At 71.5% G+C, this 12657-nt stretch carries 15 protein-coding genes; 11 read left to right on the forward strand and 4 right to left on the reverse strand.

The features are described from left to right. Positions 1 to 146: 146 nt before the first annotated feature. From ETD85_RS20135 to ETD85_RS20150, 4 genes are all read right to left on the reverse strand, one after another. Positions 147 to 1241 carry an FUSC family protein gene (locus tag ETD85_RS20135; protein WP_138691287.1) on the reverse strand — a complete coding sequence of 365 codons (1095 nt, stop codon included), beginning with the start codon at positions 1239 to 1241 and terminating at the stop codon, positions 147 to 149. Positions 1242 to 1624: 383 nt separating this feature from the next. Further along, the gene (locus tag ETD85_RS20140) at positions 1625 to 2359 is read right to left on the reverse strand and encodes an NPCBM/NEW2 domain-containing protein (RefSeq protein ID WP_138691288.1); all 735 of its coding nucleotides are present in this window, start codon (positions 2357 to 2359) and stop codon (positions 1625 to 1627) included. 83 nt (positions 2360 to 2442) lie between these two features. Then, positions 2443 to 3582 (reverse strand): FUSC family protein, encoded by a 1140-nt coding sequence (locus ETD85_RS20145; RefSeq protein ID WP_138691328.1) that lies wholly within the window; start codon positions 3580 to 3582, stop codon positions 2443 to 2445. Positions 3583 to 3735: 153 nt separating this feature from the next. Next, a complete protein-coding gene (locus ETD85_RS20150) occupies positions 3736 to 4404 on the reverse strand; it encodes an alpha/beta fold hydrolase (protein WP_170246758.1) in 669 nt (222 codons plus the stop codon). A 96-nt stretch (positions 4405 to 4500) separates the two neighbouring features. Between ETD85_RS20150 and ETD85_RS20155 the strand changes: the two genes are divergently transcribed. The 11 genes from ETD85_RS20155 (at position 4501) to ETD85_RS20205 (ending at position 12578) form a co-directional block, all read left to right on the forward strand. After that, entirely contained in the window at positions 4501 to 4827 is a 327-nt protein-coding gene (locus tag ETD85_RS20155; RefSeq protein WP_206058419.1) for a PNPOx family protein, read from the forward strand. Between the two features lie 175 nt (positions 4828 to 5002). Beyond that, positions 5003 to 6094 (forward strand): barbiturase, encoded by a 1092-nt coding sequence (bar, locus tag ETD85_RS20160; protein WP_138691290.1) that lies wholly within the window; start codon positions 5003 to 5005, stop codon positions 6092 to 6094. Positions 6095 to 6180: 86 nt separating this feature from the next. Next, positions 6181 to 6525 carry a PadR family transcriptional regulator gene (locus ETD85_RS20165; protein ID WP_240779259.1) on the forward strand — a complete coding sequence of 115 codons (345 nt, stop codon included), beginning with the start codon at positions 6181 to 6183 and terminating at the stop codon, positions 6523 to 6525. Beyond that, complete coding sequence (locus ETD85_RS20170) at positions 6522 to 7331, forward strand: HD domain-containing protein (RefSeq protein ID WP_170246759.1); 810 nt, start codon at positions 6522 to 6524, stop codon at positions 7329 to 7331. The genes ETD85_RS20165 and ETD85_RS20170 overlap by 4 nt, the downstream gene beginning before the upstream one ends. A gap of 33 nt (positions 7332 to 7364) precedes the next feature. Then, positions 7365 to 7901, forward strand: a complete 537-nt coding sequence (locus ETD85_RS20175) for an SseB family protein (RefSeq protein WP_138691292.1) — start codon at positions 7365 to 7367, stop codon at positions 7899 to 7901. 117 nt (positions 7902 to 8018) lie between these two features. After that, positions 8019 to 8603 (forward strand): prepilin peptidase, encoded by a 585-nt coding sequence (locus ETD85_RS20180; protein WP_138691293.1) that lies wholly within the window; start codon positions 8019 to 8021, stop codon positions 8601 to 8603. Positions 8604 to 8646: 43 nt separating this feature from the next. Then, complete coding sequence (gene aroC / locus ETD85_RS20185; protein ID WP_138691294.1) at positions 8647 to 9828, forward strand: chorismate synthase; 1182 nt, start codon at positions 8647 to 8649, stop codon at positions 9826 to 9828. Continuing rightward, positions 9825 to 10328, forward strand: a complete 504-nt coding sequence (locus ETD85_RS20190; RefSeq protein ID WP_170246760.1) for a shikimate kinase — start codon at positions 9825 to 9827, stop codon at positions 10326 to 10328. Before aroC ends, ETD85_RS20190 begins: the two co-directional genes overlap by 4 nt. Further along, complete coding sequence (aroB, locus tag ETD85_RS20195; protein WP_138691295.1) at positions 10325 to 11395, forward strand: 3-dehydroquinate synthase; 1071 nt, start codon at positions 10325 to 10327, stop codon at positions 11393 to 11395. The genes ETD85_RS20190 and aroB overlap by 4 nt, the downstream gene beginning before the upstream one ends. Next, positions 11392 to 11826, forward strand: coding sequence for a type II 3-dehydroquinate dehydratase (aroQ, locus tag ETD85_RS20200; RefSeq protein WP_138691296.1), 435 nt, complete (start codon positions 11392 to 11394; stop codon positions 11824 to 11826). The genes aroB and aroQ overlap by 4 nt, the downstream gene beginning before the upstream one ends. Beyond that, positions 11823 to 12578, forward strand: coding sequence for an SGNH/GDSL hydrolase family protein (locus tag ETD85_RS20205; protein WP_138691297.1), 756 nt, complete (start codon positions 11823 to 11825; stop codon positions 12576 to 12578). Before aroQ ends, ETD85_RS20205 begins: the two co-directional genes overlap by 4 nt. Positions 12579 to 12657 lie beyond the last annotated feature (79 nt).

Consider the following 12657-nt stretch of genomic DNA (forward strand, 5'->3'; position numbering starts at 1 on the left):
ACCGCCCACCCCTCCACCCTGATCCACACGCATCCGCCGAGATCCCCGACCTGGCCCAGCTCGGAGGCGGACCGCCGCCCCCTCCGCGCCGATCGCACGAGCGGCTGCCAAGGCTCGGGACCACCTTCCGGGGACAGGCCGCCGGGTTACCTGGGCTGCCGGTCGCGGGGCTCGTCGAGCGGGGTGAGCGCCTCGGTGGCCGCCTCGTGCTCCATGCCCGTCGCCTGGAGCAGGTCGACCACCACGGAACGCAACTGGGCGATGATCACGTGCGCCGAGAACCCGAGCCCTTCGGGACGCTCCCGCGCCGCCACCGCCAGCAGGGCCTGCCGGGCCAGCGCCGGCTCGCGACCGGCCCCCAGCTCCAGTTGCAGCAGCAGCGCCGCCTCCGACACCTCGCGCATCGCCTCGGCCAGCGCGGCCGGCGGCGGGCTGGCCTCGCCGAGCGCGGCGAGCGTCCGCCGGGCCAGCACCCGCGCGTTACGCAGCGCCAGGTCCACGGGCACGGCGGCGGTCTCGTAACGGGCCAGGGCGGCGCGACGGTGCCAGTGCAGCGGCGAGATCATGGTGATCTCCTTGCTGGTCTCCAGCGCCGCCTCGAACTCCTCCACCGCCGCCTGCGTCGTACGCGCCTCCTCCAGCGCCTCGGCGGCCAGGTCCACGTCCCGCTTCTCGATCGCCTCGGCGGCCTGCTCCATCACCGTGGACAGCGCGTCCAGCACCCCGGACAGGTGTTTGGCCGCGATCGTGAACGGGCTCGCGGGCAGTAACGCGACGGCCGCGATCCCGATGACGCCTCCCGTGAGCGCGTCGGCCATCCGGTCCAGCCCTCCGGCCCCTTCGCCCGGCAGCAGGGCGGCCACCAGCACGGCGGATGAGCCGGCCTGCGCGACGAACAGCGCCCCGCTGTTGAGCAGCACGGCGACGGTCATCGCCAGGGCCACCACCAGCGCGATCTGCCACGCGCCCGAGCCGATCCAGCCCACCAGCAGGTCGCCCACGCCCACCCCGAGGCTGACGCCGATCACCAGCTCGGCCACCCGGCGCAGCCGCTGCCCCAGACCGACGCCCACGCAGATCAGCACGGAGATGGGCGCGAAGAACGGGTGGGGATGGCCGAGCAACTCCATGGCGATGATCCAGGCGATCCCGGCGCCGACCGCGCACTGCGCGATGGAGGGCGCCATCAGGCCGAACGTGCTCAGCCGTTCCCTGACATGATCGCTGAGCCTGGTTCGCACATCTCTACCTTGGCGAATCTTTATGACGTTGAGGTCACATTTGCCCCATCAAAGACCTTTTCGTCCGCCCATCCGCAGGATCGAGCCAGCTCAGAAGCATGGCAGAAGTAGCTCGGGGCTCACCCGAGACGGCACACGCGCGCGCCGGTCCGGGTCAGGCGCTCCGCTGAGGCGGCTCAGGAGTGCGAGGCGAGCCCGCCCATGCGCCTGCCTGCCTCAGACGGCCGCCGTGCCCTGTCGCCTGCCCGATTACCTGAGCCGATCCCGAGCAGTGGACCCGACGTCCTGGAACGTGGTCACCAGCTTTCGGAGATCGCGGCGGAAGCCCTCCGCCGAGCGCCGCCGCTTGGGCATCGTGACGGCCGGCCTGCCTCAGGGGACGCTCAGGCGCGCAGCTTGAATCTCGGGGTGACCCAGGCCGGGCGGAAGTAGTTGTCCATCGAGGTGCCGTCGTTGCGCAGCACCAGGATTTTGAGCGTGATCCGTGGAACGCCCGACACGTTGGCGGTAACGGTCGCCGACGCCGTGTAGGTGGCCACCTGCTTCGCCAGGACCTGACCGTTGACTCCGAGAACGGAAAATTCGACTTGTGGCGAGATGTTCGGCGATTCCCGATCGACTCCGACTTCCGCGGTGAACTCCGTGGCGCCGTTCGGGACCAAAAAGTCCAGCGTGCCGCTGGCGGACTTGCCGTCCATCACATTGCATCCGATGCCAAGGGCGGGATCGGCCGCACCTCCTATCGCGCTGGTGCGGTCATTCCAGTAGCCTTCGGTCCGGTTGAAGCCTTTTTCGCCGCAAGCGACCTTGGTGACCGCCTTGTCGGTGCTAAGGGGTGCTTCGGTTCCCTGTGGAGAATTGTCGGCAATGTCGGGCGAGGTCGTTCCTCGGGGCTCGACGGTCGCGGTCGCTGTCGCCGTGACGGTCCGGGTCACCACGACGCGATCACCCAGCACCGCGCGTACCTTGTCCGGGGCATTGATAACGGCCGCGACCACAACGGCGATCGCAGAAAACAGCGTTCCCAGAAATGTCAGCCCACCGGTCCATAAAGCGATCTTGCGTTGATTTCTGTGATCTTTGTCGGCCGCCGACTCTTCTGCCCTGTTGCGGACCATCCACTGAGGTTAGCTGCGTATTTAGTCATACGTCCTAAAGATTCGGGAACTTTCGAGAACGGAAAAGAATGGGGCGCTGCACCTCAGGGCGTAAGGACTGGTAAGTCCTTTTCGTCGCCGGGGTGCACATCGTTCTCGGCGGGGGCGCTGGGGAAGGGGTCCGCGCTGGGGACGTCCAGAGGCGGGAGAGCGGCCACGGCCTCCTCTCGCTCGGTGCCGGTGGCCTGGAGCAGGTCCACGATGATCGACCGGAGCTGTGCGATCATCACGTCGGCCGAGAACCCCCACCGCTCCAAGCCCTGCCGGGACGCCACCGAGAGGATCGCCGCGCCGGCCCGCTCGGGCGTGCGGCCAGTGGCCAGCTCCTCCCGCAGCAGCAGCGTCGCGTCGGCCAGCTCGCGCAGCGCGGTGGGCAGCCACGGCGGCAGCGTGCTTGATCCGTCGAGCGCCACGATGGCCCGTCTGGCCAGCACTCTGACGTTTCTGAGCGCGTGGTCGAGCGGCACGGCGGCTTTCTCGTAGCCCTCCAGCCTGGCGCGGCGGTGGCGGTGCAGCGGTGAGATGGTGGCGATCTCCCTGCTGGTCGCCAGCGCCTGCTTGAACTCCTCGACGTTCGCCTGACTCGTACGGGCCTCCGCCAGCGCCTCGGTGGCGAGCTCCGAGTCGGACCGCTCGACGGCCTCCGCGATCCGCCGCAGCGCGTCGGCCAGCGCACCGAACATCCCCATCGCGTACCTCGTCACGAGGGCGGACGGGCTGGTGGGCAGCAGGGCCACGGCGGCCAGGCCCATGAGGCCGCCGACCAGGGCGTCGAGCATCCGGTCCACCCCGCCGGTGCCGGACGGCGGCAGGAGGGTCGCGACGAGCACGGCGGACGACGCGGCCTGGAGCACGATCAGGGAGCCGCTGTCGAGCAGCACGGCGGCGGCCATCGCCAGGGCCACCACCAGGGCGATCTGCCAGGCGCCCGAGCCGATCCACGACACCAGCAGGTCGCCCACGCCGATGCCCAGGCTGACCCCCACGACCAGCTCGACCGCCCGCCGGAACCGCTGGCCGAGGCCCACGCCGATGCAGACGACCACGGCGATGGGCGCGAAGAACGGGCGGCTGTGGCCGAGCACCTCCTTGGCCACCAGCCAGGCGAGCGCGGCACCGACCGCGCACTGGCCGATGGAGGGCGCCATCAGGCGCAGCCTCGTCAGGCGCTGGTGAATCTGCATGTCAAGCACGGATCTACCCTGGCGGGGCCACGTGACACAGGGGTTACAGCAGGATGAGATGCAGCGCGGGGCCAGCGCCTCAAGAACGCGTTCGCGTCAGCGCCTCAAGAACGCGTTCGGGTCAGCGCCTCAAGAACGTCAGAGGCGTGCGGGTCAGCGGCTCAGGAACGTGTCGACCGCGTCGAGGAAGGCGCGACGCGCGTTGACGTGGACGAGGTGGCCGACCTCGATCGTGACGTACTCGGCCCCAGGGATCCGCGCGGCCACCGCCGCCGAGTCGAACGGGCTCAGCTCCCCGCCCCCGATCACCAGCGTCGGCGCCGTGATCTTCCCCAGCCCGTCGAGCCAGGCCGGATCCGGGTTCAGCAACTGCCGCTCGGTGTCGTGCATCATCCGCCAGTCGAACCCGGTGGAGCCGTCCTCCACGAGGGGCGCGCGCCCTTCGAGCGGGGACGGCGGCGCCGGATCCTCCAGCACCAGCCGCTCGACCCGCTCGGGGTGGTTCATGGCCAGGTGGTACGACACCGCGCCGCCGAGCGAGTGCCCGACCAGCGTGGCACGTTCGATGCCCAGGTGGTCGAGCAGCGCGACGATGTCCTCGGCCATCTCCGGCAGAGGGTACTCGCCCGGACGGTCGCTGCCGCCGTGGCCGCGCAGGTCGGGCGCGAAGACGTGGTGGTGGGCCGCGAAGTGCTGGGTGATGCCGTTCCAGTCGTTGTGGTCGGCCGTACGGCCGTGGATCAGCAGGAGCGGCGGCGAGGCGGGGTCGCCTTCCTCGCGATAGTGGAGCTTGATCCCGTTTACGTGTGCTTCGCGAATCACATCCGCGACCCTACCGCCGCCCCTCCTCGCCGATTCGGGCCGTTCCGGTGAATCTAGGATCGGACCCGCAGGAATCGCGTCCTGAGCAACCCCCAGGTGGGCCTGCTCTACCTGATCCCCGGCCGCGGCGACACCCTGCGGATCAACGGCCGCGCCCGGCTGCTCCGCGACGCGCCCTTCTTCGACCGGCTGGCAGTCAAGGGCCACCGCCCCAAGCTGGCCCTCCTCGTCGAGATCGAAGAGGTCTTCCACCACTGCTCCAAGTCCTTCCTGCGCTCCGCGCTCTGGAAGCCGGAGACGTGGGCTCCCGGCGCGGCTCCCTCCAGGGCTCGCATCGCCAAGTCCCTGGAACGCCCCGACGAGAGCCTGGAAGATCTGGAGGTCTACTACGGCCCCCGGTACGGCGGCCGCCCGTACGGCTGACGAATGCCGCAGCCGCGCGGCACCCACCGGCCGCACAGGTCCGCGACCGTGGCGCTGAGCGCACCTTGACATCGCAGGCGGCGTTCGTGGGCAGACATTGCCCATGAACACCTCTGACCGGCTCGGCTAGCGTCGCCAGGACAGGGGGAACCGGTACGAAATGAAGGGGCATCGTATGCCGGACCCGATCGAAGTGCGCAAGGTGCCGATCGAGAGCGTCACCGACGCCTCGGGGCTCTCCCGGCTCATCGCCGACGGAGTGATCGAGGCACGCCGGGTGCTCGCCGTCGTCGGCAAGACCGAGGGCAACGGCGGCGTGAACGACTACACCCGCATCCTCGCCGACCGTGCCTTCAGGGAGGTGCTGGCCCGGCACGGGCATCCGAAGCCGGAGAACGTGCCCCTGGTGTGGTCAGGAGGGACGGACGGCGTGCTCAGCCCGCACGCCACCATCTTCGCCACCACGGCCGACGCCCCCGCCTCCGACGAGCCGCGGCTGTCCGTGGGCGTGGCGATGAGCGAGGTGATCCTGCCCGAGGACATCGGCCGCCCCGCCATGGTGGAGAAGGTCGCCGCCGGAGTCAGGGAGGCCATGAAGATCGCGGGGATCGACGACCCGCGTGACGTCCACTACGTACAGACCAAGACGCCGCTGCTCACGCTGGCCACCATCACCGAGGCCAAGAGCCGCGGCCAGGACACCGCCATCGAGGAGACCGGCCCCTCCATGGACCTGTCCAACTCCACCACCGCGCTCGGCATCGCCGTCGCCCTCGGCGAGATCGACATGCCGGAGGCCGGGCAGATCCACAAGGACCTGTCGCTGTACTCGTCGGTGGCCTCCTGCTCGTCCGGGGTCGAGCTGGACCGGGCGCAGATCGTGCTGGTGGGGAACGTACGCGGGATCGGCGGACGCTACCGCATCGGCCACAGCGTCATGAAGGACGCTCTGGACGCCGACGGCATCTGGGAGGCCATCAGGGACTCCGGCCTGACGCTGCCCGACCGCCCCCACCCGTCGGACCTCGGGGGGCGGCTGGTGAACGTGTTCATGAAGTGCGAGGCCGACCCGTCGGGACGCGTACGGGGGCGGCGCAACATCATGCTGGACGACTCGGACGTGCACTGGCACCGGCAGATCAAGGCCACGGTCGGCGGGGTCGCGGCCTCGGTGACGGGGGACCCGGCGGTGTTCGTCTCGGTGGCCGCCGTCCACCAGGGACCGTCCGGGGGCGGCCCGGTCGCGGCCATCGCCGACCTGGGCTAGCGGGCGGGGGGAGACGTCCGTTCCGTGACAGGGTTGTCGCGGAACGGCGATATCTCGTGCTTTCTCTACCTAGGTAGAGTACGGGCATGCAGAGCGGTCCCCGGATGACCACGCCGACCCAGGCCGTGCTCCGCGTCCTGCTGGACGGCCCCGAGCGCGAGCACTACGGCCTCGAGCTGGGCACGCAGGCGGGGCTGCCGAGCGGCACGCTCTATCCGATCCTGGCCAGGCTGGAGCAGGCGGGCTGGGTGGAGAGCCGGTGGGAGGACCCCGAGACGCACGTACACGAGGGCCGCCCGCGCCGCCGCTACTACCGCATCACCCCGGACGGCGCCGAACAGAGCCGGGCCGCGATCGCCAGGGCCCAGCGCCGGCGTCCGGTGCCCGGCCGGCTGCTGAGGCCGGGACCGGTGACGGGAGGCGGATCGTGAACGGGGAGCTCGGACCGCTGCTGGCGGCCGCCGGAGAGAGGCTGTCCGGCGAGCGGCTGCGGCTGGTGGAGCGGGCGTACGAGGTGGCCGCGCACTGGCACCGCGACCAGGTCCGCCACAGCGGCGACCCCTACATCACCCATCCGGTGGCCGTCGCCGTGATCTTGGCCGAGCTGGGCCTGGACCACGAGATGATCTGCGCGGGGCTGCTGCACGACGTGCTGGACGACACCGCCTGCCCCGAGGACGAGCTGGTCGCCGAGTTCGGGCAGCCCGTCGTGGACGTGCTGCGCGGGCTGCTGGCACTCGACGACCCCGAGCGCAGGCCGCCGGACTGGGCGATCTCCACCGACGAGCGCGTGCTGCTGCTGAAGCTGGCCGACCGCCTGCACAACCAGCGGACGATGCGTTTCCTGCCCGAGGAGCGGCAGCGGCAGAAGTGCCGCGAGACGCTCGACGTCGTCGCCCCCGTGGCCGCCCGGCTGGGGCTGGTGCAGGTGGAGGAGGAGCTGCGGCGGCTGGCCTCCGAGCGGTTGTCCGGGATGTCCCGCGTGGAGCCGTCCGGGCCGTCCGTCGCGGAGCTGTCCGAGGCGTCCGCCGCGCAACTGGCCGGGACCGGCGGGATCCGGACGTCCTTCGGCGTCATCACGGCGGGGGCGATCCTGCTCCCGCCCGTCACGCGGGCCCGGTGGCTGGAGGAGTGGCTCGGGGAGCTGCACGCGCTGCCGGACAGGAGGGCGCGGCTGGGATTCGCGCTCCGGCTGCTGGCCGGCATGCCGCGAATGGCCAGAACCCTGCGCCAGTAGGCCCGCGTGCCGGCCCCGATAAGCTCGTACGCTGTGCCGAGCATTCCGCGACCCCTCGATCCCCACGACGACGGCAGCGCCGCCGAGGCGGTCTCCGCCGCGCTCGCCGCCTACCAGGCGGGCACATCCGGCGCCGCCGAGGTGCTGAACGCGCTGAGCGGCGCCAGGCTCCTCGTCCCCGTCGTCGCCCTGCTGACCGAGTCCGAGGTCGGAGAGCACGGGCTGCGGCAGGAGAAGGAGAGCGAGATGGCGCTGCCGAAGCTGGTCGGGCAGGACGGCCGGGAGGCGGTGCTCGCGTTCACGGGGACCGAGGCGATGGTCAGGTGGCGGCCCGACGCGCGGCCGATCCAGGCCACCGCGCTGCAGGTGTGCCAGGCCGCCGTGCAGGAGCGGGCGGCGGCGGTCGTGGTGGACGTGGCGGGGCCGGTGCAGTTCGTGATCGAGGGTGACGTGCTTGCGGCGCTGGCCGCGGTCGAGTCCGGCACGGTCGGCGAGCTGCCCGGCGTGACCGTCGCCAGGATCGAGCCCGCCCCGGAGCGGCGCCGGTGGTTCACGAAGAAGCGGAAGTGACGCGTGCGGCTGCACTGAAGGCACGTGCGGTCGCCTGGACCTTTTCCGTCAGCGGTCGCCTGGACCTTTTCCGTCATCGGCCCGGCGCGGCGGGCGGCGCGCCTTTAAGGTCTGCTCGTGGTCGCGCTCATGGCGGTGCTCGGGCTGTTCTGCGGACGCGCCATCAGGGCGCTGGCCGATTCCTACGGCGGCGCCGTAGTGCCCGTGCCGCCCTGGCCGCCCGCCGTCGAGCTGGTGACCGCCGCGGTGATCGCGCTCGTCGCCTGGCGGCTGGGACTCCCGTACGCGTGCTTCGCCGTGATCGGCACGGCCCTGGCCGTCGTGGACTGGCGGACGAGCACGCTGCCCGACGCGATCACGCTGCCCGCGTACCCGATCGTGGCGCTGGCGCTCCTCCCGACGGGAGAGCTGCCGCGGGCGCTGGCCGGCGGGGTGGCGCTCACGGCGATCTACGGGCTGCTGTGGTTCGTCCGGCCCGAGGCGATGGGCCTGGGCGACGTCAAGCTGGCCGGGCTCATCGGGATGGCCGCCGCGGCGCTCGGGTGGCAGGCGTGGGTCGTGGCGGCCTTCTGCGGCCAGCTGCTCGGCGCCCTCTACGGCCTGGCCCTTCTGCTGACCAGGCGCGGGACCAGGCAGACGCAGTTCCCGTTCGGGCCCTTCATGCTGCTCGGCGCGTTCACGGTGCTTTGTCTCGGCTGGTGAACGCGGGACATCCCACTAGGCGACACGTGGAAGACTTGGAGGTATGTTGCGCTGGTTGACCGCCGGAGAGTCTCACGGCCCCGAACTCGTCGCCATCCTCGAGGGCCTCCCGGCCGGGGTGGAGGTGACCACGGCCGCGATCGACGAGGCCCTGCGCCGACGCAGGCTCGGTTACGGCCGCGGTGCCCGGATGAAGTTCGAGCAGGACCAACTCACGATCGCCGGCGGCGTACGCCACGGTCGCACGATGGGCAGCCCGGTCGCGATCCGCATCGGCAACACCGAGTGGCCCAAGTGGGAGAAGGTCATGGCGGCCGACCCGGTCGATCCCGAGGAGCTGGAGGGCCTGGCGCGCAACGCGCCCAGGTCGCGCCCGCGCCCGGGGCACGCCGACCTGGCCGGCATGCAGAAATACGGGTTCGACGACGCCAGGCAGGTGCTCGACCGGGCCAGCGCCCGCGAGACCGCGGCCCGCGTCGCGCTCGGCGAGGTCGCCAGGCGCTTCCTCAAGCAGGCGCTCGGCGTCGACATCGTCAGCCACGTCACCGAGATCGGCGGCGCCCGCACCCCGGCTGAAGACCTGCCGGGCCCCGGCGACCTGGCCAGGATCGACGAGGACCCGGTCCGGTGCCACGACCCCGAGGGCAGCGCCGCGATGGTCGCCGTGATCGACAAGGCCCACAAGGACGGCGACACGCTCGGCGGCGTCGTCGAGGTCCTCGCCTACGGCCTGCCGCCGGGCCTGGGCAGCTACACGCACTGGGACCGCAGGCTCGACTCCAGGCTCGCCGGGGCGCTCATGGGCATCCAGGCGATCAAGGGCGTGGCCGTCGGCGACGGCTTCGAGACCGCGCGCAGGCCCGGCTCCCAGGCCCACGACGAGATCGAATACACCACCGAAGACGGCGTCAGGCGCATCACCAACCGCGCGGGCGGCGTCGAGGGCGGCATGACCAACGGCGAGATCCTGCGGGTCAGCGCCGCCATGAAGCCCATCTCCACGGTGCCCAGGGCGCTGGCCACGATCGACGTCAAGACCGGCGAGGCGGCCAAGGCCCACCACGAGCGCTCCGACGTGTGCGCGGTCCCCGCGGCCGGCATCGTGGCCGAGGCCATGGTCGCGCTGGTGCTGGCGGACGCGGCGCTGGAGAAGTTCGGCGGCGACTCGGTCGAGGAAGTCGCCCGCAATCTGTCCGGATACCTCTCTTCCATGGTGATCAAATGACGATCAAGGCCGTGCTGATTGGGCCTCCCGGCTCCGGCAAGTCCACGCTCGGGCAACTGCTCGCCGAGCGGCTCGGCGTCGGGTTCCGCGACACCGACGCCGACGTGGAGGCCGTGGCGGGCAAGCCCGTCTCCGACGTCTTCATCGAGGACGGCGAGGCCGCCTTCCGCGCGCTGGAGCACCAGGCCGTGCGCCGCGCGCTGGCCGAGCACGACGGGATCCTGTCGCTGGGCGGCGGGGCCGTGCTCGACGCGGAGACGCAGGCCCTGCTCGACGGCCACCACGTCGTCTACCTGCAAGTGGGGCTGGCCGACGCGGTCCAGCGGGTCGGGCTCGCCTCGGCCAGGCCGCTGCTCGTGCTCAACCCGCGCAGCCAGCTGAAGAAGCTGATGGAGGAGCGGCGGCCCGTCTACCAGCGGCTGGCCGTGGTGACCGTGGTCACCGACAAGCGCGAGCCCGCGGAGCTCGCCGACGAGATCTTGAGGGGGCTGCCCGCATGACCGCCACGCGGATCCGGGTACGCGGCGACAGCCCGTACGACGTGGTGGTCGGCGCCGGCGTCCAGGCCGAGCTGCCGACGCTGCTCAAGCCGGGCGTGCGCACGGTCGCGGTGATCCACCCGGCGAGCCTGCCGGAGATCGCCCGGCCGGTCGGCGCGGCGCTGACCGAGGCCGGCTACGAGGTCGTCGAGCTGCCCGTGCCCGACGGCGAGCAGGCCAAGACCGTCGAGGTGGCGGCCCAGCTCTGGTCCGCGCTCGGCCGTTACGGCGTGACCCGGTCCGACGCCGTGGTGGGCGTGGGCGGGGGAGCGACGACCGACCTGGCCGGGTTCGTGGCGGCCACGTGGCTGCGCGGCGTACAGGTCGTGCTCGTGCCCACGACGCTGCTGGCCATGGTGGACGCGGCGGTCGGCGGGAAGAACGGCATCGACACGCCCGAGGGCAAAAACCTCGTGGGCACGTTCCTGCCGCCCGCGGGCGTGCTGTGCGAGCTCGACACGCTGGCCAGCATGCCGAAGGCCGACTACGTGGCCGGCCTGGCCGAGATCATCAAGGGCGGTTTCATCGCCGACCCCACGATCCTCACCCTCATCGAGGCCGACCCGGAGGCCGCCACCAGGCCCGACGGGCCCCACACCCGCGAGCTGGTCGAGCGCAAGATCCAGGTCAAGGCCGACGTCGTGGGCGCCGACCTGCGCGAGGCCGGGCTGCGCGAGATCCTCAACTACGGCCACACGCTCGCCCACGCCATCGAACGCGACGAGCACTACGCCATCCGCCACGGCGAGGCCGTCGCCATCGGCATGGTCTACGCCGCCGAGCTGTCCAGGCTCTCCGGCCGTGCCGACCTCGTCGAGCGCACCCGTGCGATCCTCACGAGCGTCGGCCTGCCCGTCTCCTACCGCGCCGACGCCTGGCCCCGGCTGCGCGACCACATGCGCCTGGACAAGAAGAACCGCGGCGCCAAGCAGCGGTTCGTCGTGCTCGACGACCTGGCCAGGCCGGGGCGGCTGGAAGGCCCCGCGGAAGAGCTGCTCGAAGCCGCGTACAAGGAGATCTCCGCATGATCCTCGTGCTCAACGGACCCAACCTGCGGCGGCTCGGCACCCGCGAGCCCGACGTCTACGGCGCCGAGACGTTCGAGGACCTGGCGGAGCTGTGCCGCGACACCGGCAGGGCGCTCGGGGAGCACGTCGAGGTGCGCCAGACCGACGACGAGGCCGAGCTGATCGGCTGGATCCACGAGGCCATCGACGGCCGCATCCCGGTGGTGCTCAATCCGGCCGCTTTCACCCATTACTCCTACGCCGTGCGCGACGCGATCGCCCAGCGCACGGCCCCGCTCGTCGAGGTGCACATCTCCAACCCGGCGGCCAGGGAAGAGTTTCGCCATACCTCCGTCGTCGCCGGGGTGGCGTCGGGCACCATCGCGGGGTTCGGACTACAGTCATACGTCCTTGCGCTGCACGCTATCGCGGAGATGAAACCCACCTCATGAGGCACTACAAGTCCTTCGTCGCCCTCGGTGACAGCTTCACTGAAGGACTGAACGATCCCGGCCCCGGCGGCCACTACCGTGGCTGGGCCGACCGGGTGGCCGAGCGGCTCGCCGCCGACGACCCGAGTTTCCGCTACGCCAACCTGGCCGTTCGCGGCAAGCTGCTCGACCAGATCGTCACCGAGCAGGTGCCGCTGGCCGTGGAGATGGCCCCCGACCTGGTCAGCCTCTGTGCCGGCGGCAACGACCTGCTCAGACCCGGCAGCGACCCCGACGTGATGGCCAAGAGGCTCGCTCGCGCCGTGCGCGACCTGCGGGCCGGCGGGGCGGACGTGCTGCTGTTCACGGGCGTGGACCCGCGCGACACGCCGCTGATGCGCCGGCTGCGCGGGCGCTTCGCCGTCTTCTACCTGCACGTGCGCTCGATCGCCGACCTCTACGGGTGCCGGCTGGTGGACCAGTGGTCGATGCAGGGGCTGCGCGACTGGCGGGCCTGGAGCGCGGACCGGCTGCACATGAACGAGGACGGCCACCGGCTGGTGGCGGCGCGGGTGCTCGACGTGCTGGGAGTGCCGTTCGAGGACTGGCGCATGGACTGGCCCGAGCGGGCGGTGGATCCGCGGGCGCGGCGCCGCGAGGACGCCCAGTGGCTGCGCGAGCACCTCGTGCCCTGGGTGACCCGCCGTCTGCGCGGCGTCTCCTCCGGCGACGGGCTCACCGCCAAGCGCCCCGACCTGGCCCCCTGGGCGTAAACCCGCTTTTCCGTAGGGGCACCCCCGGCCGCACGGGCTGAGGACCTCCAGGAGACGCTCGCCGACCTGTACGGGCTGA

Source organism: Nonomuraea zeae, assembly GCF_005889725.1.
Lineage (GTDB): Bacteria > Actinomycetota > Actinomycetes > Streptosporangiales > Streptosporangiaceae > Nonomuraea > Nonomuraea zeae.

Excerpts from the sequence above, each read along its gene's own strand:
- ETD85_RS20140 (WP_138691288.1), bottom strand. The coding sequence starts at position 2,359 with ATGGTCCGCAACAGGGCAGAAGAGTCGGCGGCCGACAAAGATCACAGA.
- ETD85_RS20145 (WP_138691328.1), bottom strand. The coding sequence starts at position 3,582 with ATGCAGATTCACCAGCGCCTGACGAGGCTGCGCCTGATGGCGCCCTCC.
- bar (WP_138691290.1), top strand. The coding sequence starts at position 5,003 with ATGCCGGACCCGATCGAAGTGCGCAAGGTGCCGATCGAGAGCGTCACC.
- ETD85_RS20165 (WP_240779259.1), top strand. The coding sequence starts at position 6,181 with ATGCAGAGCGGTCCCCGGATGACCACGCCGACCCAGGCCGTGCTCCGC.
- aroC (WP_138691294.1), top strand. The coding sequence starts at position 8,647 with ATGTTGCGCTGGTTGACCGCCGGAGAGTCTCACGGCCCCGAACTCGTC.
- ETD85_RS20190 (WP_170246760.1), top strand. The coding sequence starts at position 9,825 with ATGACGATCAAGGCCGTGCTGATTGGGCCTCCCGGCTCCGGCAAGTCC.
- aroB (WP_138691295.1), top strand. The coding sequence starts at position 10,325 with ATGACCGCCACGCGGATCCGGGTACGCGGCGACAGCCCGTACGACGTG.
- aroQ (WP_138691296.1), top strand. The coding sequence starts at position 11,392 with ATGATCCTCGTGCTCAACGGACCCAACCTGCGGCGGCTCGGCACCCGC.
- ETD85_RS20205 (WP_138691297.1), top strand. The coding sequence starts at position 11,823 with ATGAGGCACTACAAGTCCTTCGTCGCCCTCGGTGACAGCTTCACTGAA.